Here is a 21,712-nt window from a genome sequence, read left to right as displayed (position 1 = left end):
CGCCCGATCATGGGCGATGGGTCAGGCGCATGAGCAGCCAAACGATGGCGCAGGCCGACAGGGTCAGCACGCCGATCCACAGCAGCAGGCCGAAGGCGATGCCATCCCGTGCGATGGCCGGCAGAATGGCGGCGCCCAGCAGCCCCCAGCCCAGCGGTCGCAGCCAGCCAGGCGGCTGATCGGCGCGCGGTTGCGGCAGGAGGCGCCAGTGCGGCAGCTGGCTGAAGGCCAGCAAGGCAAAACCCAGGGCGCCACAGGCCCAGGTGGCGAACAGCAGCAGGATGTCGATCATCGGATCATTCCCCTGCCGCTGCCTGGCGCGCACGCCTGCCCAGCCGTGACGCAGCGCCGGCGGCGATGGCCCCGCTGGCCAGCAGCGTCAGATCCACCCCGGCCGTGTGCCAGAGGCCGCGCAGCAAGGCAGCGGGCAGATTGTCGGCAGTCGTGATCGCGTTGAGCACCACCGCCGCAACGCAGAGCATCGCGATCAGCCAGCCCTGTTCGCGCCATGCCGAATGGCCACGCAGCGCCGCATGGAGCACGGCCAGCAGCCAGGCAGCGTGAAACAGCCACACCTCCGCCGATGCCCGCCCGGTCAGATCGGGCGGGAGCAGCCGGTTGGCGATGAGAAAGGCCAGTGTCGCGATCAGCAGGCCGGTGGTCGATCCGATTGCCACGGCTTCCACCAGCCGGCCGCTGCGCCGCCCCTGCTTGCGATGGCGTTTCTGCCGCGACTGGACCCAGAACAGCATGCCCGTGGCGATCAACACGCACCCCGCCAGGCCAGACAGAAAATACAGCCAGCGCAGCGCCCAGTGATCGAACTGGATCAGATGAATGCCATAGATGACATCATAGGCGCGGCGGACCGGGGTGATGGGAGAACCGCTGATCAGATCCCCGCTCGCGGCATCGAACCAGACCGCCGCCGTGCTCTTGGCAATCGTGCGGCTGCTGTCGGGGCGGAGTTCGACATAGGCATTCGCGTCACCGGGGTGGACCAGCTGGACATAGGCCGGGCGATCGCTGTGCCAATAGGCGGCTGCCTTGTCCCGCAGCAGATCCAGCGGGACGGATGCGCCGCCCGGCCGCCCGGCGGGATCGCGGGAAAAATACCCGGCCGCCATAGCCCCTGGATCGCGCCCGAAGATGATCGATCCGGCGCTGGGCAGATAGGTGTAGGAAAAAATCGCCACCCCGGTGAAGGATATCATCAGCAGGAAAGGCAGCGTCAGCACGCCGGAAAGATTGTGCAGATCCAGCGTGGTCCGCTGCGGCTTTCGGACGATGCGCAGGGTGAAGAAATCCGCAAAAATCCGGCGATGGACAATCACGCCCGAAATACACAGCGCCAGCATCACCACTGCGGCGAAGGCGCAGAGAAACAGACCGATCGCACCGCTGTTGAGGCGAAAGTGATAGGGATAGAAGAAATGCGTCGCGCCATAGGTGGCCTGTTCGGGCAGCACGCGCAATCTCGCCGGGTCGACGAACCGGCGGATCTGTTCCCCCGTGGCGGAGGATATCTGCACCTCTGCCACCGGCGTGCGACCATCGGGCAGGATGATCCGCCAGCCCCGCGCACCGGCCATTTCTGCCTGCATCACAGCGGCAATCGCATCGGCCGAGACGTCCGGTGGCTCGGTGAGGCGCGTGGCCGGCATCATCCAGCGGTCGATTTCCCGGTCGAACACGGCCAGCGTGCCGGTCCAGAAAATGACGAACATCAGCGCACCCAGCACCAGCCCGAACCAGGTGTGAAACCAGTTCATCGCCAGGCGCAGCCCGCCGGGATCGTCGGGCAGATCCGGCGCGCTCATGATCCGGCCCCGCTGATGGGCAGCGTCCTTTCGATCGCCACCGCCAGGCCATGGGTGGCCAGCGTGCCGAGCAGCAGCACCAGCCACACAAGGCCCAGCCGCCGTTCGGCAAAGCTCCACAGCATCAAGAAGGTATAGAGCAGATAGCTGGCCATGCCGGCGGCCACCACGGCGTCCGATCGCGACTGTTGCGCGGTGGCGACCAGCAGGACAGCACCGAGCGCGGCCCCGCCGGCCGTAACGCCATAGGCGCCCAGCGTGGCCGCGAGCACCCGCGCGGCCACCCGCAACCGAACCCCGGCCTTGCCCATGTCAGAAACTGCGGCTGGCGGAGAACATCGCAGAGCGCGGCCGGCCGAAGGTGCTGGCGCCATGGATGCTGGCCGAAGCCAGATAGGTTTCATCGAGGATATTGAAGACGTTGAGACGGAAATCCCAATCCTTCAATCCATTGTAGAACAGCTGCAGATCGACGATTGCCGGGGGATCATAGGCCAGCAGGTTCTGCGGCGCGGTGAAGGGATAATATTTGCCCAGATCGCGGACGCTGCCGCCGAAGCCCAGGCCCTTGAGCGGACCGGATTGCAGTTCATAGGTGGCCAGCAAGGCCCCGGTAAATTCCTGCGCATCATAGGGCACGGTGCCGACCATGCCGTCGTTGTTCCTGGTCACCTCCGCATCCTGCACCGCCATGGAAGCGACCAGTTGCAGCCCGGGGACCGGTTCGCCGGTTATTTCCAGTTCGAAACCCTTGTGGACCTGTTCGCCGGTGGCGATGACGAAGAATTCGCCGGTGCCGTTGCGTGGATCGCGCGTCGCCACATTGCGCCGAACCATGCGATAGGCCGCGATCGAGGCGCTCAGCCGGTTTTCGATCAGCGAAGCCTTGAGCCCGGCTTCGATCTGGAAACCGGTTTCGGGATCAACCAGCGTTCCTTCCCGCGTCGTGCCGGAGGATGGGATGAAGGATTCATTGAAGGTAGAATAGGCCGTGACGCGATCAGTCAGCTGATAGGTTGCGGACAGGCGCGCGGTGAAGGCCTGGCTGCTGGATTTCTGCGCCACGGCATTGGGCCGCTGGATCGACAGGCGGGCCCAGTCATAGCGTCCGCCCAGATGCAGCGCGAGCCGGTCCACGGGCCGAACGATGGCCTGGCCATAGACGCCCCACCCCGATGGCGTGCGTTGCTGACCCATCGGCAGATCATCGGTGAAGGTGCCGATGTCCACGTCATAATCGGGATCGAAGATGTTCAGCCGCGCCACATTGTTCTGCCGGCCGCCCGCCACCGCTTCGCTGTTTTCGAAATAATCGGCCCCGAACAGCAGGTCGCTGGTCCGCCCGAACAACGGAATGCTGCCGGAAACGAAGGCATCACCAGCCAGCGTATCATAGGAATAGCGGCGGTTGAGCTTGTTGAAGGCAACGATGCCGGCTTCCCGATCGACATAGGCGGCAAATTCGGTGGCGCGCTGGGCGTTGAAACCATCTTCATAGCGGCCACGCAGCGTCAGCGACCAATCCGGCCCGATGTCCTGCCGCAGTTCGGCATCCACCCAGCCAACCTCTCCCTCAGAGCGTGGGGTCGGAATGCCGACGAAGCGCGACCGGGGAATATCGGGCACCCAGCCATCTGCCCCGATCGAGAATGATCCCCCTTCCACAAAGGTGCGCCGTTGGAAGCTGCCGGTCACATCCAGGCTGGTGGTCGCGGTGATGTCCGCCCCCAGGGCGGCCGTGGCGACCCAGAGATCGCCTTCGCGAAAATCGATCCATGAGCCTTCATCGACATATTTGCCGCTGATCCGCCCGCGCACCGCGCCACTGCCGGTCAGCGACCCGCCGATATCGCCTTCGATGACTCGGGCGTCATAGCTGCCCACGCGTGCGGTGACGAAGCCGCGCAGCGTTTCCGGCGCGCGCTTGGGGATGAGGTTGATGATCCCGCCCGGCGGCACCGCGCCACCGAACATGGAGGCCGGCCCGCGCACCACCTCCACCCGTTCGAGCGCGGCCAGATCGATGCTGGCCCGGTTGTGCGTGCGCAGCCCGTTGACCCGGCGATAGTTGAGCTGGCCGCTCTCATAGATACCGCGAATATTGTATTCCACGCCCAGGCTGTTGCCGCCACCGCCCGCACCGCCGGTGGCGCCATCGTTGAAAGCCACGACATTGGGGACGAAATACATCGCCTCGGCCAGGGACTGCGCGCCCCGATCGGCGATCATGTCGGCCGTGGCGACCGACACCGATTGCGGTGTATCTTTCAGCGCCAACGGCGTCTTGGTCACGCTGCGCTGCTGCGTCGCGCGATAGCCGGTGACGAGAATTTCCTGCAGCCCGCCCTCGCTTCCGCCATTGTCGGTTTCGCTTGCGTCAGCCTGCAGCCGGGCCAGCGTAAAACCACCCGCGCCATCGGGAACCGCCCGCAGGCCGGTGCCCGTCAACAGCCGGGCCAGCGCCTCGGCCGCCGTATGGCGGCCCTGCACGGCGGCACTGGTCTGCCCCCGCGCCAGCGACGCATCGACCGCAACCAGCACGCCGGTGCTGCGCGAATATTCGGCCAGGGCACGGGCCAGTGGCTGCGCGGGAATGTCGATCATGGCCGCGGCCCCCTGCGCCAGGGCGGGCAGGGCGACAGCGGCAATCGAGCAGGCGAACACGGCGCTGGCGCCGCGCAGGATGTAAGATGACAATGGGACCCCCTGAATTCTTGACTGATCTCGGCCTTACGGACGGATCAGCCGCACGATCGGGCAGTGGGTTCGCGAAAAATTCAGCGCCGCCTGATCGAAACGGCTCCATCACCACCCTGGCCACCACGATCGACGATGATCGGCAATGCCGCCTGCAGGCTGACCAGGGCGCGGTCCGGATCGGTCAGGGGGAACGTCCCCGTGACATGCAGCCCCTGCAGATCGGCTGCGGAATAATGAACAGGATCAGTGCGATATTGGTTGAGCCGGGCGAGCACCTGCACCAGCGGCAGATCGTCAACCACCAGCAGGCCATCTGCCCATGCCTGTTCTGCGGCCGGATCAATATCCGCCAGGCGACGGATGCCGCTTCCATCCATCCGCGCCGCCTGGCCCGGCATCAGCACCAGGCAAGCTCCGCCGCTGGCCCGCGCGCAGGCCTCAACGCGGGATTTTACCACCGAGACCGTCGTCACACCATCATGGACGCGGACGCTGAACTGCGTTCCCAGCGCCCGCGCCGTGCCCTGTGGCGTGCGCACGATAAAGGCCTGTTCGCGCGCCTTGGCCACGCTGGCCTGCACGCCCCCGCGCCAGAGGGTGACCATGCGGTCATCGTCATCCAGATCCGCAGCACTGTCACTGTCGAACACCAGCCGGTCGCCTTGTGCCATGGCCATCCGCTGCTGTTCGCCCACCGTCGTCTGGCGATCGGCGATGCGGCTGCGAATGGCGGGATTGCCCGCGCCCAGCCAACTCAAGGCGGCGGCCGTTCCGGCGAGCAACAGGATGGCTGGCACGCGACGCAGCGGCGCCCGCGTCAGCACCAGCCCCAGGGCGTCCCGCTCGACAGGGTCGCGATCGGCAAGTTTGCCGGCAAACGCACTCATCCGGTCGAAGGCTGTTTCATGCGATGGGTCCGCCTGCAACCAGTGGCGGAACGCGCGTCGGTCTTCCTCGTCGCAATCCTCGTCAGCCAGTTGTGCCTGCCATAATGCCGCAGCTTCGATGGCGGCGCGGCTGGGCTCGGCGGCGTCAGTCCGGGCAACCATGCATTTTCACATAGCAATGGGCATGCACGCGGGAGATATATTGTTTGACCATGCTGGTGGACACGGACAGCTCCCCCGCGATCTGCGCATAGGTCAGCCCATCAAGCCGGCTGAGCAGGAAGGCCTGGCGCGGTTTTTCAGGCAATTCCCCCAGCAGTTCCGCCAACAGGCACAGCTCTTCCACCGCCTGGGCAATCTGATCGGGCGAAGGGGCGAAGCCTTCACCCCTGTGCAGGGCAAAAGCCTCCAGAAAACAGCGTTCGGAAGTCTTGCGACGAACATCGTCGATCAGCAGCCGCCGGGCAACCGTGGTCAGATAGCGGCGGGGGTGTGCATGCAGCTGCAGTGGCGGCCGTTCGGCCAGGCGGCAGAAGGTTTCCTGCGCCAGATCGCTGGCGCGAGACCGGCAGTGCGCGCGCGTCGAAAGCCACGTCACCAGCCAGGCCGAATGAGCCCGGTAGAGGCTTTCCAGATCGGTGACAGCAAGGGCAGGCATGCCCCGCATTAATATTATTGCGAGTTATTAGCAAGAACGTGAATTCCAACTATTCATCCAGGTCATGACCATGCGGGTGGGACAAATCGTCCCACCCCCAGGCCTCTTCCCACTAACCCGATGACAAGCCTGCCTGCCCCGGCTAGGGCGCTGCACATGTTTACCGGGGTTCGCGAGAGCAGGCAGTTGCGCATGGTGTTTGCCGTGCTGTTGCTGCTGGCCTTTGCCGCGCGGCTGATCCCGGCGGGCTATATGCCCGTGGTGACGCCGCAGGGCAGCCTGATCGTATCGCTCTGCACCCCGGGCGGGGTTCAGCAGATGCAGATTGCGCTGGCGGGTGGCGAGGATGATGCAGCCGCCCCGGGCAGTGATGGCGGCGATCATGACGGGCAGGCCGATGGCGCCGCGCCCTGCGGGTTTGGCGTGCTGGCCGCGCCGCTGATGCTGGCGGTTCCGCCGCTGGCGCTGGCGCCGGTTGCCCTGCCATTGCGTGAGATTGCCCTGCCGCCGCCAGTGGTGGCTGCGGCCCCTTATCCCTTCCCCCATGCCTCGCCGCCGTCGCGCGGCCCGCCTGCCCACGGCTGATACGCTGGGATCGGGTCGCGCATTCCTGCCTGTTCGACGCAGGTAAAGCGCCCTTTGATCCCGAGCCCCCGCGCGCAGATGTCCTTCACGGATCTGCCCGCGCTTTCGCCTGCATAGTTCCGCGATATCGGACGCCGTTTCATGGCACTGCGTCATCGCCCGGGTTCCGCCTCGGTGCGCATCATCGCCGAAAAGCAATTGCCACGGGGCCTGATCGCCCTGTTGCTGGTGCTGGCCTTTGCCTGCCGCGCGCTGATCCCCGGCGGCTATATGCCGGTGGCCGCGCCACAAGGCGCGGGGCTGGTGCTGAGCTGGTGCACGCCGCAGGGCGTGGTGGCCGCGCCGCTGCCGCCCGAACTGCAGAGCGCGGCGGGCCATCAGCCGGGCGATGACGATCCCGCGCCGCATCACCCCTCCAGCACCGATCTCTGCGCCTTCGCCCTGACGCTGGGCGGGGGCGGCCTGCCGGCGGCGGAGTTCCCGCCCGCCCCGGCGCAGGCTTGGCCGATTGCCCCGGCCATCCCCGCCCGGGTGCTGGCCGAATTCACCACCCACCGGCTGGCCGCCCCGCCGCCGCCGGCCCAGGCGCCACCTCTCTCTGCCTGATCGTATCGGTGCGGCCTGCTGCCGCGCCGGATGATGGGCGCCGGCCCGCCGGCTGCATGAGAGAAATGCGATGATTTGTTTTTCCGACGCGCGGTGGCCCTGATGGGTACCCCAATCCGTATTGCGCTGCGGCGCATCCATCTATGGCTGGGGCTATCTATCGGGCTGGTGTTTGCCGTGCTCGGCCTCAGCGGATCGGCGCTGGTGTTCTATATCGAACTGGATGCGCAGCTGAACCCGGCGATCCGGCAGCCGGCCGGTGCCGGCATTGCCGATTGGCAATCACCGGTCTGGGATCGGGTGCTGGCAACAGCACAGACGCATTTCCCGCATGCCGGGCACATGGGCGGCAAATGGTCGTTCGAGGTGACGGGCGCGCCGGGGGCGATCCCGGCCCGGCTCTATCCGGCAGACGATCCGCACAATGCAGCCGGCCATCACGGCGTGGACCCGACCATGCTGTGGTTTTCCGCCGATGGCACACAGCTGCTGCGGCAGGACCGCTGGGGCAGCTATGCCATGACCTGGATCTATGATCTGCACCGCAATCTGCTGCTGGGTGAGCTGGGCAACCAGCTGGTCGGCTGGCTGGGGGTGGTGATGCTGCTGCTGCTGATCAGCGGGCTGGCAGTATGGTGGCCCCGGCAGAGCCTGCGCCGGGAAAGCTGGCGCAAGGCGCTGGCGTTCAAGCGCGGGGCCGCGCCGATCCGCCGGCTGCGCGACTGGCACAAGCTGTCGGGCCTGTGGAGCCTGCCGCTGCTGTTGCTGCTGACGGCCACCGGCGTGCTGCTGGCGCTGCCCCCGGTGAAGGACAGCGTGCTGGGCACGACCGTCGCCCCAGTGGTGCCGGTACCGGCGGTGAAATCCGTCATTCCGGCAGCAGGAACTGCATCGCAGATTCGCATCGCCCGGGCGCTGGCCGCCGGCCACGGGGCGCTGCCCGACGGACGGCTGGCCTGGATCGATGTGCCGGCACCCGGTGGTGACGGCGCGTTCCGCCTGCGGGTGCAGGTGCCGGGCGATCCCAGCCATCGCTTCCCCTACAGCTATGTGTTCGTCGACCAATATTCGGGCGCCGTGCTGGCCGTGCATGATGTGCGGCAAGGGACAGCGGCCAGCACGGTCAACGCCTGGCTGCGTCCGCTGCACGACGCCTCCATCCTGGGAACGCCGACCCGCATTCTGGGCGTGATCATCGGCCTGTTGCCCACCGCGCTGTTCGTCACCGGCCTGCTCCACTGGCGCCGCCGGGTCCGGGCCGCGCGCACCCCCTCTGCGCCGCGCCCATCGCGCGCGCTTCCCCCCCTTTCGAATGGATATTCCGCATGAAGAATCTTGCCCTTTCCGTGTCCGCTCTCGCCCTGATCGCCCCGCTCCACGCCCAGGCGGAGGATGCCGAGCGTGACCCCATCATCGTGACCGCCACCATCCCGCTGCAGGATCAGGCGGAAATTGCCGGCCGGCTGGGGCTGACATTGGCCGAAACCCCGGCCAGCGTGTCGGTGATCAGCCAGGATCAGATGCAGGCCGCCGGACTGCGCAGCGCGATCGAGGTGATGAATGCCGCACCCGGGGTGTCATCCGGCAATCTGCCCGGGTCGATCGGTTCGGTTTCCATGCGCGGGTTTCACCGGGCGGTGAACTATCTGATCGACGGGGCACGCATGGCCAGTTCCGACGCTGGTATCCGCAATTGGGACAGCTGGAGCTTCGAACGGATCGAGGTGATCAAGGGCCCGGCATCGGTGACATCGGGCGAAGGGGCGCTGGCAGGCGCGATCAATTTCGTGCCGCGCCGGGCAAAACCGGGCGAATTCAGCGGAGAAGTGCTGGCCAGCTATGGCAGCTTCGATAGCGTGCGACTGGCCGGGGACATCAATCTGCCGCTTGGCGAAACAGCCGCCCTGCATGGCAATGCGGTCTGGTCGCGCTCATCGGGATGGGTGGATGATACGGATTCCCGCCAGTTCGCCGGCACCGCATCACTGCTCGTGAAACCGGTGGAGCGGCTGTCCATCACCCTGTCGGCCGATTACGCGCGCGATGATTACGGCACCGCCTATTACGGCACGCCGGGGGTGTCGCGCGCGGTCGCCCGCGATCCCTCGAACGCCGTCTCGGGCAGCGCCGGGTTGGTGCTGGACCGGGCGATGCGCCGGGTGAATTTCGATGTGGCCGATGGCGACACGAATTCGGAATCGCTGTGGCTGCGGGCGCGGATCAACTATGACCTCTCCGACCGGGTGACCCTGACCAGCGACAGCAGCTGGTACACCGCCGACCGGCTGTGGCGCGATGCGGATGAGTACGGTTTCGACGCGGCCAGCGGCCTGATCAACCGGTCGACATCGCTGATCACCCATGACCACCGGTTCTGGAACCAGCGGGTGCAGCTGGCCTTCGACGGCCCCATCGCCGGCCATCGCAACCGCTTCACTCTGGGCGTGGAGGCGGCGGGGACGGAGTTCTTCACCAAGCGCCGCTTCGGTTCGGCCGGGCTGGTCGATCCGTTCAATCCGGCACGCGGCAGCTTCCCGGTGGCTGACACCCCGGCAAATTTCGGCACGCGGCAGGATGTCTGGGCCGACAGCACCAGCCTGGCAGTGTTTGCCGAAAACGCCTTCAACGTGACGCCAGAATGGCTGCTGGTCGGCGGGGTGCGGTTCGATGATATCGGGCTGGACCGGCGGGTGGTGAATGTCACCAGCGGGGCAGAGCAGATCTATGGCCAGGATTACGATCCGCTGACCTGGCGCGTGGGCACGGTCTACACGCTGGCGCCGGGCACGCAGCTCTATGCGCAATATTCGCGCGCGGTCACGCCGGTCAGCGGGTTGCTGTTCCTCAGCGCCGGCAATGCGGCCTTCCATCTGACCAGCGGCCGATCCTGGGAAGGCGGGATCAAGGCGGCGCTGTGGGGCAATCGGCTGACGGTAACGGCCGCGCTGTTCGATATCCGGCAGGACGATATCCTCACCCGCGATCCGGCCAATCCGGCGGTGGTGTTTCAGGGCGGCAGCATCCAGTCCACCGGCGGCGAAGTGGCGCTGGAATGGCGCCCCGCCGCCGAATGGACGCTGGGCGCGCAGGCCACGCTGCTCGATGCCCGGCTGAAGAACCTGGTGGAGGCCGGCGGCATCGACCGCAGCGGCAACCGTCCGCCCAATGTGCCCGAACGCCAGGCCGGGGTGACGCTGGGCTGGGCCCCGCGCGCCCTGCCCCTGCGCATGACCGCCGCCATGATGCACAAGGGCGATGCCTATACCGACAACGCCAATGGGGTGCGGCTGGCCGCCTATACCACCTTCGATGCATCGATCAGCTGGGACAGCCCGCTGGCCACGGTGACGCTGCGCGGGCGCAATCTGACCGACAGCTTCCACGCCGAATGGTCCGGCTATGCATCCGGCCTGGTCTTCATCGGCGCCCCGCGCAGCGTGGATGTGACACTGAGCCGGCGGTTTTGATCCCGATCCTCCCCGAACAAATTCGGGGAGGATTTTAACCCGCCTCATTTCCGGATCGCTTCGTCTCATGCCCCTTTGCCAGTTTCCACGGCAACGGAGCATGTCGATCCCGGTAACAATAAGCATAAAACGGGGTCTTCATGCACACATTCAGCCGCTCCTTCATCCTGATTTCGCTGTTGGGTTTGGCCACTGCCGCGCCGGCCCAAGCCCAGGAAGGCGGCACGCGCCAAGCGGGGTTTGATTGCAGCAAGGCGGCCAGCCTGACCGAAAAGGCGATCTGCAATGATGACGATACGGCGGAAGCCGATCGCGCGATGAGCATTGCCTTTCGGGCGCTGGTCGATCGCTCCACGCCGGACATGCAGGCCGCCCTGCGACAGGATCAGCAGGCCTTCCTGAAACAGCGTGCAGAAGCCTTCGAAAGCCCGCGATCCAATCCGCAGATGCGCCAGGAAGGGCTGCGCGACCGGACAGAGATGCGGGCAGAATTTTTCAACTGGATCGCCACCACCCCGGCCACCTCGTTCATCGGCACCTGGCGCAACGCCTGGGGCATCATCGAGGTGAAGCAGGCCGCGCATGGCCGGCTGGCGGTGGACTTCGAGGTGGCAGATCAGGCCAATGGCAGCTGGCTGTGCCGCTTCAGCGGGGAATTGGAACACAATTTCACCGATGAAGCCATCATGGCCAGCGACGCAGGTCCGCTGCAGATGAATCTGGATGGGGCCATGCTGCGCATTCCCACCCCCTTCTGCGATGAAACGACATCCGGCGGCTTCGGAACGGCCGCCGGCACCTATTTCCGGATCGGGACCTGATCGCTCTGCGCGGCGGTGGCGGCCAGATAGGCCGCCACGGCGTCCACCTGCGCATCGGTCAGTTCGGATTTGCGGAACATCGGCATGCCGCCTGATCCGTTGCGCACGAAATAGCGCAGCACTTCGGCATCCAGATCGGTGCGCAATTCCAGCGCGCCCGGTTTGCTGCCATCATATTTGCGCGCCAGCACCGCCGTGCCGGGCAGCATGGGTGCGCCATCATCGCCCGGGCCGGCGCCGTGGCAGGGCGCGCATTGGCGTTCGAACACCTGGCGACCGGGCAGATCGGCCGGCACGATCCGGGGCGATGCGGCCGGCTGGGCCCAGGATACGGCAACAAGCCCGGCCCCGGCGATGACCGGCAGCACGGCCAGCCAGGCAATCCGTCCGATACTCATTTGCGGAACCTCCTGGGCCAGACGCCCCCACGCCCGGGCGCCAATATGCCCTCCGGATCGATCGCATCCTTCATCTGTTCCTGAAACCGGCGCAGCGCGTGGTTGTTGAAGCTGTAGGTGCCCGCGACATCATCCTGATAGATCGGCGCGGCGCGGTAATCGCCCCAGCCATGTTCGGCCGCCACGGCCACCAATTTTTTCATGGAGGCGTGGACCACGGCGTTGTGATCCGGATCGCTGCGCTTGACCGAGGGCGCATAGACCATCTGGAAGGCGAAGCTGTGCCAATAGAGCGGCGTGGTGGTGGCGTTGAAGAAGGGGCGCACGGGGAATTCCTTCAGCGCATCGCCCAGCACGCGCTGCATTTCGAACACCGCCTCCCCACTGCGCGGCAGCACCGGGAAGAAGCCGACATGGCCATCATCGCTGACGATCTTCCACATGCCCAGGCTCGGCACGCCCAGCGCGCCGAAGCGGCGGATGGCCGACCGGTACGGCTGGGTGGTGTTGAGCATCTGCTGCTCGGTCGCCGGCAGCGGGAAATGATCGCCATCCAGCGCCCTGGCCCCCGGAATATCGGACAGGATGCGATCTTTCGCATAATCCCAGCTGGCCGCTGTGGTCGCCTCCGGCCCGAAGAACTGCAGATCGACCTGCCAGCTGGGCAGGCCGGCAGCCGATGCGGCGGCATCCATGTCGCCATCGGCCGGCCCGCCCAGCTTCGTCGCCAGGGCCAGGAAATCGGGCTGCGCCATCAACGGCGCCAGCGGGCTGGAATAGACCGCTTCGCCGATCAGGCCTGCGTCGGACAGATAGTTCACATGATCGACCAGCTTCACGAAATCGCGCCGGCGCGGCACGGTGATCAGCCCGGTGCGGTAATGTTCGGGCATCGGCATCAGGCGGAAACCCATCTTGGTGACCACGCCGAAATTGCCCTGGGCGAACAATCCCGCCGGATCGGGCCCGAAGCCATAGCGATATTCCTGCCAGGTCTTGGCCCCGGGCAGCGCGCCCATGCCGGTGCGCATCAGTTCGCCATTGGGCAGCACCACCTCCATCCCGCAACTGGCGCCGTAATGATCGCGGAAGAACGGCATGGTATAGCCGATGCCGCGTTCCAGCGAATTGCCGATCGGGCTGCCCCAGCCGGGATCGGGGCAGTCGATCATGACCTTCAGCCCGCGTTCGGTGATATGGCGATAGAGATCGAAATAGGACACGCCCGGTTCGACCAGGGCGAAATTGCGCCGGTCGTCCACCTCCAGCACACGGTTCAGCCGCTTCAGATCCAGCACCACGCTGCCCGTGACATTGGGCGACGGCCCGCCATAGCCGAAGTTCTTGCCGGTGGAGATCGGGAACAGCGGCACGCTATATTTGCTGGCGATGCGCACCACCGCCTGCACCTGCTCCACCTCCGCCGGGGCGACAGCGGCAGAGGCGTGGCGTTCTTCCGCCGTGTCCCACACCGGGGAAAAGCTGTCGCGATAGGGGCCCAGATCATCCTCAGACGACCACACCCAGTCCGCGCCGACCGCACCGCGCAATTCTTCGAGGAAGCGGGCGAAGCCGGGGGCATCGAGATCGGGGGGAAGCACCGCCATGCGATCAGCCCTTCACGCTTGGGTGATGGGGTGCGATGATCCAGCTGACGGGTTGCAGGCCCGCCACCACGGGGTCGAGCACGCGCCGCTGCGTGACCCGGCGCCCGCGATCCCCCGCCAGCACCTCCAGCACGAACAGGGCATCGCTGCCGGTCACACCGCCCAGCACGAAGCCGGGCTTGCGCCAGATCGGATCGAGCGTCTGATACCACAGCTGGGTGACATCGCCGTCGATGGTGAACAGCTGCGGCGCGGCCAGCCCGGCCAGCGGCGTGGGCGTGCCGGCGGGCCAGTGCCGGCGGTCGATCACCAGCGCATCCACGCCCTGCGGCACGGCGGCCAAGGCCGTATAGGGCGCAGCCGCCGCCAAGGGCACAATCGCGCTCCATTTCAGCAGATTGCGCCGGTCCATATCCAGTCCGGTGATCATTGCCCCGTTCCCCCTGCCCTGATTTCCGCCAGCCGCGCCGGGCCGATCCCGCGATCTTCCAGCGGCGCAGTCAGATATTCCCCGATCGCCGCCAGCTGCGCATCGGACACCTCGGTCTTGCGGAACGGCGCCATCCAGGCAACGCCATTGCGGACGTAATAGTTCACGATCTCCGGCGTCAGATCGGTGCGATGTTCGAGCACGGCGGGCTTTTCACCCTTGTATTTGGTCTGCAGCGCCAGCGTGCCGGCCAGCCCGGCGCTGTCCGTGTGGCAGGGCGCGCACCATTTGTCATAGACCGCCTTCCCCTCCGCCAGCCGGGCCGGCACCGGAGCGGATCCAGCCGCCGATGAAGTCTGGCCGGCGGCCCAGGCGCCGCAGGTAGCGATGGTTGCGGCGGCGGCCAGAACGCCGCCCGTGATCAGAGCCAACCGCATCAGCCCCGCCCCCCGCGCAGATGTTTCGGCCAGACGCCATAGCGCCCGGCGGAGATGATCCCATTCGGGTCCAGCGCATCCTTGATCCGCTCATTCACCCGCCGCAGGATGTTGTTGTTGAAGCTGTAACTGTCCATCACCGCATCCTGGAACGCCGGCGGGCAGCGATATTCGCCCCAGCCATGCTGCGCGCAGATGCGGATGATTTCCTGCACATTGTCGCGCAGTTCCTTGTTCCGCCCGTCCTTGTACACCGGCACGGCGGCGAACAGCACGAAGGAGCGGGTCCAGCAGGTCACCGCCGGGCTGAACATGAACAGCGGGATGCCCAGTCGCGCACATTCGCGGCGCATCACCCGGTTCGCTTCCACCAGCCCCTTGCCGGTGCGCGGGATGATGGCGGAAAACCAGATATGCCCGTCGCTGGGGTTGAAATCACCAAAGCCGTTGGACCCGACCGAGAAGATTTCCAGGCTGGGCACGCCAAACCGTGCCTTGGAAACCTTCTGCATGTCCTCTGCCGAAAGCGGCAGTTTGACGAACTGGTTTTCCTTGAAGGTGACGTTCTGGAACTGGGCCGAAAATCGATCGCGCATATATTCCCATTGCGCGCGGATGACTTTTTCCGGGCCATAGAACCCGGCGGTGGCGCGCCAGGCCGGCAGGCCGGTTTCCTCGACCATCCGGTTCATCACCTCGGGTTCGGGCACCGGCTGGAACATCATCGGATTGCCGCGGGTCAGCACCGGGGAGGTGATCGATGGCATACCGTTGAAGATGTTGCCATATTCCAGTTCGTTGAACAGATCGACCAGCGGTTCGACATCTTCGAACCGCTGCAGATCGATCGAGGCGCTGAGATAAGCCTCAGGCTGCGGGAACAGCCAGAACCCCATCTTGGTCACCACGCCCAGCGACGATTGGCGGAACAGCCCATCCAGGCTGGGGCCGATGCCCATCTTGTACTGCTGCCAGGTTTCGGAACCTGGCAGCGCGCCCATGCCGGTGCGGAACAGTTCCCCGTCGCCCAGCACCGCCTCGATCCCGCATTGCGCCTCGAAATGCCCGCGATAGGGCGCCGCCGTATAGCCGCCGCCGGAATCGAGCGCATTACCGACCATGCTGCCCCAGCCGGGATCGGGCACATCGAGCCACAGCTTCGATCCGGTTTCCTGCAGATGGCGATACATGTCGAAATAAGACACGCCCGGTTCGACCAGGCAGGAAGCATTGCCTTCATCGACATCGATGATGCGGTTCATGCGCTTGAGATCGATGACCACGCTGCCCGAATAGACCGGCGCCGCCCCGCCATAGCCCAGGTTGCGCCCAGTGGAGATCGGATAGACCGGAATACCGCGCGCATTGGCCGCCCGCACCACCGCCTGCACTTCCTCCACGCTGGCCGGCGCTACGGCGGCAGAGGCGACCCGCTCGTCAGGCTCATCCCACAAAACCGAATAGAAATCGCGATAGGTGTGCAGATCCTCTTGCGAGGTAAAAACCCAGTCCGCCCCCACGGCAGAGCGCATTTCGGCCAGCCCGTCAGCAAAGACCTGCGCAGAGATACCCTTCGGCGTCGTCATGTTTTTCCCGTCCACTCTTGCGCTGCCCGGCAACGCCCCGGGGCTCATCGGCCCCGTTGTTTATACGATCGTATAACGAGCGCTTGGGAGCGGTCAAGCAGGTGTACGTGCCTCACTCCACCCCCAGCGCCGCGCAGGCAAAGGGCAGCAGATAGTGCATGTCGTCCAGCCGCCATTCCCCTTCCCGCGGCGCGATCGTGTAGCTGCGCGGCGGCGGGCCCAGCGCGGAGCCGGAAATGAACCGCACCCGCGCGCGCAATTCGCCGTCGGTCAGATGCGGCAGGAACGGCGCCAGTGTCTGGCGCAGGCGCAGGCTGAAATCGCCCATCACCCCGATCACCCGATCGCGCAGCGCGCTTTCGCCATGAGCGGCCACTTCATCCAGCACGCTCAGCGCCCGCCCGCCCGGGGTGAAGGCCGCAGGTCGCAGCATCGGCTGCAGCCATTGATCGAGCACGGTGCGCGCATCGGGCGCGGCGCCGGGCTGGATCACCGCCCATTCGGCCAGCATCGGTTCCAGATTGAGCGTTGCCAGCTCATCCAGCAGGTTGAGGATGCCCTTGAAATGATAGGTCACCAGCGTGGGGTTCAGCCCGGCCGCATCGCCGACGCGCCGGACAGAGAGGGCATTGACCCCCTGTTCGACCAGGATTTTTTCAGCCGCTGCCAGCAGCCTGCCGCGCGTGCTGTCCGTTCCGTCACCCACCATCGCGCTGCTTCCCGTCGATTGCCGATGGCTGCGTTGCGCCTGACAGCACCGCTTCGTCAATCGACCCGTCAGCGAACAGCGTGTTTGAGCGCGTCGGGCTGCTGCCCGTCGGGTAGCAGTTGCTGCAGCTGATCATAGACGATCTGCGCACTGAACGGCTTGTTGATGAACAGCGCCCCTTCAGGCAGATCACCCTCCTCCGGGCTGATCATGCCGGAGGCGATCAGGATGCGGATTTTCGGCCAGTCGCGCGCGCAGCGGCGCGCCAGATCGAACCCGGTCAGATCGCCCGGCGGCATCTGAACATCGGAAAACAGCAGCTGGATCTGCGGCCCGGCAACATTGAGGATGGCCACCGCCTCTTCCACACTGGCCGCCTCATGCACGCGGAAACCGGCCGCTTCAAGAATGTCGGCAGCGTCCAGCCTGACCAGCGGCTCGTCATCCGCAACCAGAGCAAAAGGCATGTGTTCTTCGGGCATTGAAGGGCTCCGGCATGGCAGTGGGCACCAACGCGCCGACCATCGCAATGATCCTTGAAAATGGTTTCACATTGCCACAATTACATGCGCAATTCCGGTTTCGCCCTGATGAGGTAGGCGTTGAGCGACGATTTATCCCATGACTTGGATGCAGTCCGCCAGGTCGAAGCGGTCACAGCCATTCTGGAAGTCGTGACCTCCAGCACCGGCATGGGTTTTGCGGCCGTTGCGCGGGTGACGGATCGGGCGTGGATGGCCTGCGAGGTGCTGGACAAGATCGAGTTCGGCCTGAAGCCCGGCGGGCAATTACCGCTGGAAACCACGCTGTGCAACGAAGTCCGCTTTGCCCGCGAAGAAATCGTGATCGACGAAGTGGCAAGCGATCCGCTCTATGCCACCCATCACACCCCGGCGACCTATGGGTTCCAAAGCTATATTTCCGTGCCGATTGTCCTGAGCGATGGCAAATTGTTCGGCACCCTGTGCGCCATCGATCCGCACCCGCGCCGGCTGAAGGGCACACCGGCTATCCGCATGTTCCGCCTGTTTGCAGAACTGATCGGTTTTCATCTGGACGCGAACCGTTCCATTTCCCGCAGCAAGGCGGAATTGGCAGCAAGCGAGGCGGCGCTGGCCAGCACCGAGGCCGCACTGATCACTACCAAGTCCCAGATCCGGTCAAGCCATGCCAGCCTGGCCCGCAGCGAGGCAAAATTCGCCGGCAGCCAGCAACAGCTGGACGAAGCGCTGGCCACCGGCCAGCTGCGAGAGGAATTCATCGCCGTTCTGGGGCATGATCTGCGCAATCCGTTGGCCTCCATGGCGGCCGGGATCAATCTGCTGACCAAGAACGAGGCTGACCCCAAACGCAGCCTGATCCTGCGCCATATGAATGAGAATGCCCGGCGCATGGGCGCGCTGATCAACAATCTGCTGGATTTCGCGCGCGGCCGGCTGGGCGGCGGCATCGATCTGGCCCTGACCAGCGATGCGCCGATTGGCCCACAGCTGGAACAGATTCTGGAAGAAATCCGCATGGCCCATCCTGACCGGGTGGTGCAGGTGGAGTTCGATGTCGATCAGCCGATCGCCGTCGATCAGGCGCGGATTGCCCAGATGTTTTCCAATCTGATGGGCAATGCCATCACCCACGGATCCGACAGTGAGCCGATCACAGTGACAGCCAGCGTCAAGGCCGGCAGCTTCGAATTGGAAGTCGCGAATGGCGGCGAACCGATCAGCCCGGAAACGATGAAAAACCTGTTCCAGCCGTTCCGGCGCGGCCAGATCAGCGCCAATCAGGAAGGGCTCGGCCTCGGCCTCTACATCGCCAGCGAAATCGCCAAGGCCCATGCCGGCACGCTGACCGTATCGTCAGACAACACCGCCACGCGGTTCACCTTCCGTATGCCGGTTTAGCGGATAAGCCCCCGGCACGACTGCCAACGAAAAGCCCCCTGCAACCCGTTGGGTCACAGGGGGCCATTGCATGCCAATCCAGCTGCCTATCAGCCGCCCAGGCGGGCGCGGATACCGATCTTGAAGCTGCGACCAACGGGATCATAGAGGATCTGGTTGGTGCCGCCACCGGCGCCCGGCATGATCGGCGGATCCTTGTCCAGCGCGTTGTTGATCGCTCCGAACAGCTGGAATTCGCGGTCATCGCCCAGCCGCAGCGTGTATTGCGCCGACAGGTTCAGATAGAACCGGTCGGGCACATGATTGTTGCTGACGCTCTGCAGCGAAGTGACATCATACCAGGTGCTGTCCGGCCCGACGAAATTGGTCCAGAAAATGCCCTCAGGGATATAGCGGCCCTGCGCGGTCAGTTTCAGATCGTCGAGGGTCCAGCTCAGCATGCCGTCCAGCACGTAATCGGGCACGCCCGGCACCGTGCCGGTGCGCACGCCGTTCTGCCCGGCGCGATTGGTTTCGCCGGCCGGATCGACCAGGGTCAGCGTGTTCACGAAATTCGCCAACAGCGACAGGTCGAGCCGGCCTGCTCCGCCCAGCGGCTGCCGGTACTGATATTCGATGTCGAAACCGCTGGTGCGCAATTCGTTGGAATTGACCATCACGTCGCGGATTTCCAGGATCGATCCGGTCACGGAATCGCGGGTGATCAGATCGCAGAACTCGCTCACGCCTTCCTGGCAGCGGTTGGCCAGCGTCTGCGCGCCCAGCACGCCGATCGCATCGCTCACCTCGATCGCGTAATAATCGACCGACAGCCGCATCCGCCCCACGGCGCCGCCGCTGCGCGGAGTGATCGCCGCACCGATGGTCCAGCTGTCTGCCTTTTCCGGGCGCAGATTGGGGTTGGAGCCGGTGTAGATGGTCGGATTGGCCTGTTCGCCATTGCGCGGATCGGTCAAGCCGATGGCGCTCTTGACCAGCGGGCCGACCAATTCGGCCAGATTGGGCGCACGAATATCGCGCGAACGGGTGATGCGCAGCCGCACCCCGTCGAACGGTTCATAGACCGCGCCCGCCTTCCAGGTGGTGACCGCGCCGCTGGTGCTGTAATCGGTGCGGCGGATCGCGCCGTTCAGATCCAGCGCATAGCCGAGCGCGGAATCGCGGAACACCGGCACCGCGAGTTCGGCATAGGCTTCCTTCACATTGACCGATCCGGCCAGCGCCGTGCCGTTCAATGACCAGAACTGGTTCTGCGCCGAAATGGCATCGGTTTCGCCGACGATCTTGTCGCTGCGATATTCGCCGCCGATGGCCAGCTTCACCGGGCCGGCCGGCAGATTGATCAGATCGCCCTGCAGATTGGCGGCCACCACATGCTGATCATAGCGGGTGGTCTGGAACCCGTCGCCGGCGATGTAGCCTGCGGCACCGGCAGAAAACTGCCCTTCGCCGAAGGGATTGTAGGCAACGCAATTGGGATCGTCATTGGTGGTGCTGGCATCGGCATTCACGCGGCAGACGGCGTTGCCGCCAACCAGCACGGAATCGGTCGCCTTGCGCAGATTGGCCAGAATGATCGAATTGTACGTATCCTGGCGGAAATTGGTCCGCCCATACTGGTAGGACAGGTCCCAGCTCCAGCTGGAAGAGATATCCCCTTCCAGCGCGGCGACCACGCGATAGGTTTCGGTGGAGGATTTCGCCCTTGCCGGGCCCAGATCGAAATCGGCCTTGCCCAAAATGAAGGAGGCGACGCCATTGTCGGCCATGGCTGCAGCCACATCATCAGGCAGGAAGGCATTGTCCGCCTTGATCTGGCCCAACAGCGATCCGTTGAAATCGCGCAGCACGTTGCCGACCACTTCACCCTGCACCCGGCCATAGGACACATCCAGCTTGGCGCGCAGGCCCGGGGTGATGTCCAGCGTGGCATTGCCATAGATCGAATAGCGTTCGACCGGCACCTTCAGCCGGAAGGGGGAGATGAAGGAATTGCGGCCATTCCCTTCCCCGCCCAGCATGAACAGCGGGCCAACCAGCGTACCATAGTCGAAATCGCGCGGGGTGCCGTCAGCGGTGAAGGTCGTGCCGCGCAGCGGATCGGTCGCATTGGTGCCGATTGCCTGCCCGGCGGCGTTGTAGGACCGGTTGATCAGCCCGCCGGGCGCCACCGTGGCGGTGTTGACGCCCGGCACGATCAGATTGGCCGGCAGGCCATTGGTGCCGAAGGCCGGATTTTGCAAGATCAGCGTCTGCGTGGCGCACCAGTCGCGCGTGTAGCAATCGCCCATGCCGTATGATTTTTCATATTCGCCGGCCACGGTGACATGCAGCCCGCTGCCGATCCGGGCACCGCCAGCCAGGCTGGCGAACACGCTTTCGTCATCGCCCTGTTCGGAAATGCCATAGACCGCCTCTGCCTTCAGCCCGGTCAGATCGCGGTCGAGGATGAAGTTGACCACGCCGGCCACGGCATCCGAACCATAGGCTGCGGAGGCACCACCGGTCACGACCTGCGTCTGCTCGACCAGAGCGGAAGGGATCAAATTGATGTCCACCGTACCCTGCGACGTGCTCGGCACGAAACGCCGCCCGTCGACCAGCACCAGGGTACGAACCGAACCCAGCCCGCGCAGATCGAGAATGCGGGCACCGATATTGCCGCCCAGCGTGGCCTGGGTGGCCGGGCTGGAGGTGGCGCGGAAACTGGGCAACTGGCTCAGCGCATCGCCGACATTGGTGATCGCCAGCGCCTGCACCCGGTCATTGCTGAGCACGGTAACCGGGGTCGGCGCGGTGAAACCGCCCGAAATGCGCGATCCGGTAACGATGATCGGATCATTGCCGCTGGCGGCATCCTCTGCTGCCGGTTGCGGTTCTGCAGCAGCCTGCGCTGGCTGGACCGGTTGGGCCGGTTGGGCCTGCTGCGCGGCCTGATCTTCCGCCTGGGCCGGGCTGGCCATCAGCACTGCGGCCATGGCTGCAAGACAGCCGCCCGCGAGCGCTGTTCCACGCTGGGTCATCATACTCTCCCTATGTAGAATTTTATGCAATTCCTGGGCGCAATGTCTGCCCATGTGCCTGCAAGGGTCAATGACCG

At 65.2% G+C, this 21,712-nt stretch carries 20 protein-coding genes; 6 read left to right on the top strand and 14 right to left on the bottom strand.

The genetic code is table 11. The features are described 5' to 3' along the window. Nucleotides 1-7: 7 nt before the first annotated feature. The 6 genes from GRI97_RS17270 to GRI97_RS17245 form a co-directional block, all read right to left on the bottom strand. Nucleotides 8-292: a DUF3325 family protein gene (locus GRI97_RS17270; protein ID WP_161392460.1), complete on the bottom strand. Its 285-nt coding sequence runs from the start codon at nucleotides 290-292 to the stop codon at nucleotides 8-10. Nucleotides 293-296: 4 nt separating this feature from the next. Next, entirely contained in the window at nucleotides 297-1,820 is a 1,524-nt protein-coding gene (locus GRI97_RS17265; protein WP_161392459.1) for a PepSY-associated TM helix domain-containing protein, read from the bottom strand. Beyond that, nucleotides 1,817-2,131, bottom strand: coding sequence for a hypothetical protein (locus tag GRI97_RS17260; RefSeq protein WP_161392458.1), 315 nt, complete (start codon nucleotides 2,129-2,131; stop codon nucleotides 1,817-1,819). Before GRI97_RS17260 ends, GRI97_RS17265 begins: the two co-directional genes overlap by 4 nt. A 1-nt stretch (nucleotide 2,132) precedes the next feature. Further along, nucleotides 2,133-4,517: a TonB-dependent siderophore receptor gene (locus tag GRI97_RS17255; RefSeq protein WP_161392457.1), complete on the bottom strand. Its 2,385-nt coding sequence runs from the start codon at nucleotides 4,515-4,517 to the stop codon at nucleotides 2,133-2,135. 80 nt (nucleotides 4,518-4,597) lie between these two features. Next, nucleotides 4,598-5,569: a FecR family protein gene (locus GRI97_RS17250; RefSeq protein WP_161392456.1), complete on the bottom strand. Its 972-nt coding sequence runs from the start codon at nucleotides 5,567-5,569 to the stop codon at nucleotides 4,598-4,600. Further along, on the bottom strand, nucleotides 5,553-6,065 hold the full coding sequence (locus GRI97_RS17245; RefSeq protein WP_161392455.1) for a sigma-70 family RNA polymerase sigma factor: 513 nt from the start codon (nucleotides 6,063-6,065) through the stop codon (nucleotides 5,553-5,555). The genes GRI97_RS17250 and GRI97_RS17245 overlap by 17 nt, the downstream gene beginning before the upstream one ends. A 120-nt stretch (nucleotides 6,066-6,185) precedes the next feature. Between GRI97_RS17245 and GRI97_RS17240 the strand changes: the two genes are divergently transcribed. The 5 genes from GRI97_RS17240 (at nucleotide 6,186) to GRI97_RS17220 (ending at nucleotide 11,544) form a co-directional block, all read left to right on the top strand. Further along, a complete protein-coding gene (locus tag GRI97_RS17240; protein ID WP_235917925.1) occupies nucleotides 6,186-6,650 on the top strand; it encodes a DUF2946 family protein in 465 nt (154 codons plus the stop codon). A 141-nt stretch (nucleotides 6,651-6,791) separates the two neighbouring features. Continuing rightward, on the top strand, nucleotides 6,792-7,256 hold the full coding sequence (locus tag GRI97_RS17235; protein WP_161392453.1) for a hypothetical protein: 465 nt from the start codon (nucleotides 6,792-6,794) through the stop codon (nucleotides 7,254-7,256). 102 nt (nucleotides 7,257-7,358) lie between these two features. Beyond that, complete coding sequence (locus GRI97_RS17230) at nucleotides 7,359-8,585, top strand: PepSY-associated TM helix domain-containing protein (protein ID WP_161392452.1); 1,227 nt, start codon at nucleotides 7,359-7,361, stop codon at nucleotides 8,583-8,585. Then, the gene (locus tag GRI97_RS17225) at nucleotides 8,582-10,723 is read left to right on the top strand and encodes a TonB-dependent receptor (protein WP_161392451.1); all 2,142 of its coding nucleotides are present in this window, start codon (nucleotides 8,582-8,584) and stop codon (nucleotides 10,721-10,723) included. The genes GRI97_RS17230 and GRI97_RS17225 overlap by 4 nt, the downstream gene beginning before the upstream one ends. A gap of 140 nt (nucleotides 10,724-10,863) precedes the next feature. Further along, nucleotides 10,864-11,544 (top strand): lysozyme inhibitor LprI family protein, encoded by a 681-nt coding sequence (locus tag GRI97_RS17220; RefSeq protein WP_161392450.1) that lies wholly within the window; start codon nucleotides 10,864-10,866, stop codon nucleotides 11,542-11,544. Here GRI97_RS17220 and GRI97_RS17215 read toward each other — a convergent pair. The 7 genes from GRI97_RS17215 to GRI97_RS17185 form a co-directional block, all read right to left on the bottom strand. Next, entirely contained in the window at nucleotides 11,523-11,942 is a 420-nt protein-coding gene (locus tag GRI97_RS17215; RefSeq protein ID WP_161392449.1) for a c-type cytochrome, read from the bottom strand. The genes GRI97_RS17220 and GRI97_RS17215 overlap by 22 nt on opposite strands. Continuing rightward, nucleotides 11,939-13,549 (bottom strand): FAD-binding oxidoreductase, encoded by a 1,611-nt coding sequence (locus GRI97_RS17210; RefSeq protein WP_161392448.1) that lies wholly within the window; start codon nucleotides 13,547-13,549, stop codon nucleotides 11,939-11,941. Before GRI97_RS17210 ends, GRI97_RS17215 begins: the two co-directional genes overlap by 4 nt. 4 nt (nucleotides 13,550-13,553) lie before the next feature. Further along, a complete protein-coding gene (locus GRI97_RS17205) occupies nucleotides 13,554-13,979 on the bottom strand; it encodes a hypothetical protein (protein WP_161392447.1) in 426 nt (141 codons plus the stop codon). Next, nucleotides 13,976-14,416 carry a c-type cytochrome gene (locus tag GRI97_RS17200; RefSeq protein WP_161392446.1) on the bottom strand — a complete coding sequence of 147 codons (441 nt, stop codon included), beginning with the start codon at nucleotides 14,414-14,416 and terminating at the stop codon, nucleotides 13,976-13,978. The genes GRI97_RS17205 and GRI97_RS17200 overlap by 4 nt, the downstream gene beginning before the upstream one ends. Then, complete coding sequence (locus tag GRI97_RS17195; RefSeq protein ID WP_161392445.1) at nucleotides 14,416-16,002, bottom strand: FAD-binding oxidoreductase; 1,587 nt, start codon at nucleotides 16,000-16,002, stop codon at nucleotides 14,416-14,418. The genes GRI97_RS17200 and GRI97_RS17195 overlap by 1 nt, the downstream gene beginning before the upstream one ends. Before the next feature lie 112 nt (nucleotides 16,003-16,114). Further along, nucleotides 16,115-16,711: a TetR/AcrR family transcriptional regulator gene (locus tag GRI97_RS17190; RefSeq protein ID WP_161392444.1), complete on the bottom strand. Its 597-nt coding sequence runs from the start codon at nucleotides 16,709-16,711 to the stop codon at nucleotides 16,115-16,117. Nucleotides 16,712-16,779: 68 nt separating this feature from the next. Beyond that, nucleotides 16,780-17,193: a response regulator gene (locus GRI97_RS17185; RefSeq protein ID WP_161392443.1), complete on the bottom strand. Its 414-nt coding sequence runs from the start codon at nucleotides 17,191-17,193 to the stop codon at nucleotides 16,780-16,782. Between the two features lie 144 nt (nucleotides 17,194-17,337). Between GRI97_RS17185 and GRI97_RS17180 the strand changes: the two genes are divergently transcribed. Further along, nucleotides 17,338-18,612: a GAF domain-containing sensor histidine kinase gene (locus GRI97_RS17180; protein WP_161392442.1), complete on the top strand. Its 1,275-nt coding sequence runs from the start codon at nucleotides 17,338-17,340 to the stop codon at nucleotides 18,610-18,612. Between the two features lie 89 nt (nucleotides 18,613-18,701). Here the strand turns inward: GRI97_RS17180 and GRI97_RS17175 are convergent, their stop codons facing one another. Beyond that, on the bottom strand, nucleotides 18,702-21,590 hold the full coding sequence (locus GRI97_RS17175; protein ID WP_161392441.1) for a TonB-dependent receptor domain-containing protein: 2,889 nt from the start codon (nucleotides 21,588-21,590) through the stop codon (nucleotides 18,702-18,704). Between the last annotated feature and the right edge of the window lie 122 nt (nucleotides 21,591-21,712).

The sequence above is a fragment of the Croceibacterium xixiisoli genome, from assembly GCF_009827305.1.
Lineage (GTDB): Bacteria > Pseudomonadota > Alphaproteobacteria > Sphingomonadales > Sphingomonadaceae > Croceibacterium_C > Croceibacterium_C xixiisoli.
This window is presented reverse-complemented; position numbering and strand designations above follow the sequence as displayed.

Coding starts and splice junctions, on each gene's coding strand:
- GRI97_RS17270 (WP_161392460.1), bottom strand. CDS start 292: ATGATCGACATCCTGCTGCTGTTCGCCACCTGGGCCTGTGGCGCCCTG.
- GRI97_RS17265 (WP_161392459.1), bottom strand. CDS start 1,820: ATGAGCGCGCCGGATCTGCCCGACGATCCCGGCGGGCTGCGCCTGGCG.
- GRI97_RS17260 (WP_161392458.1), bottom strand. CDS start 2,131: ATGGGCAAGGCCGGGGTTCGGTTGCGGGTGGCCGCGCGGGTGCTCGCG.
- GRI97_RS17250 (WP_161392456.1), bottom strand. CDS start 5,569: ATGGTTGCCCGGACTGACGCCGCCGAGCCCAGCCGCGCCGCCATCGAA.
- GRI97_RS17245 (WP_161392455.1), bottom strand. CDS start 6,065: ATGCCTGCCCTTGCTGTCACCGATCTGGAAAGCCTCTACCGGGCTCAT.
- GRI97_RS17240 (WP_235917925.1), top strand. CDS start 6,186: ATGACAAGCCTGCCTGCCCCGGCTAGGGCGCTGCACATGTTTACCGGG.
- GRI97_RS17235 (WP_161392453.1), top strand. CDS start 6,792: ATGGCACTGCGTCATCGCCCGGGTTCCGCCTCGGTGCGCATCATCGCC.
- GRI97_RS17230 (WP_161392452.1), top strand. CDS start 7,359: ATGGGTACCCCAATCCGTATTGCGCTGCGGCGCATCCATCTATGGCTG.
- GRI97_RS17225 (WP_161392451.1), top strand. CDS start 8,582: ATGAAGAATCTTGCCCTTTCCGTGTCCGCTCTCGCCCTGATCGCCCCG.
- GRI97_RS17220 (WP_161392450.1), top strand. CDS start 10,864: ATGCACACATTCAGCCGCTCCTTCATCCTGATTTCGCTGTTGGGTTTG.
- GRI97_RS17215 (WP_161392449.1), bottom strand. CDS start 11,942: ATGAGTATCGGACGGATTGCCTGGCTGGCCGTGCTGCCGGTCATCGCC.
- GRI97_RS17210 (WP_161392448.1), bottom strand. CDS start 13,549: ATGGCGGTGCTTCCCCCCGATCTCGATGCCCCCGGCTTCGCCCGCTTC.
- GRI97_RS17205 (WP_161392447.1), bottom strand. CDS start 13,979: ATGATCACCGGACTGGATATGGACCGGCGCAATCTGCTGAAATGGAGC.
- GRI97_RS17200 (WP_161392446.1), bottom strand. CDS start 14,416: ATGCGGTTGGCTCTGATCACGGGCGGCGTTCTGGCCGCCGCCGCAACC.
- GRI97_RS17195 (WP_161392445.1), bottom strand. CDS start 16,002: ATGACGACGCCGAAGGGTATCTCTGCGCAGGTCTTTGCTGACGGGCTG.
- GRI97_RS17190 (WP_161392444.1), bottom strand. CDS start 16,711: ATGGTGGGTGACGGAACGGACAGCACGCGCGGCAGGCTGCTGGCAGCG.
- GRI97_RS17185 (WP_161392443.1), bottom strand. CDS start 17,193: ATGCCCGAAGAACACATGCCTTTTGCTCTGGTTGCGGATGACGAGCCG.
- GRI97_RS17175 (WP_161392441.1), bottom strand. CDS start 21,590: ATGGCCGCAGTGCTGATGGCCAGCCCGGCCCAGGCGGAAGATCAGGCC.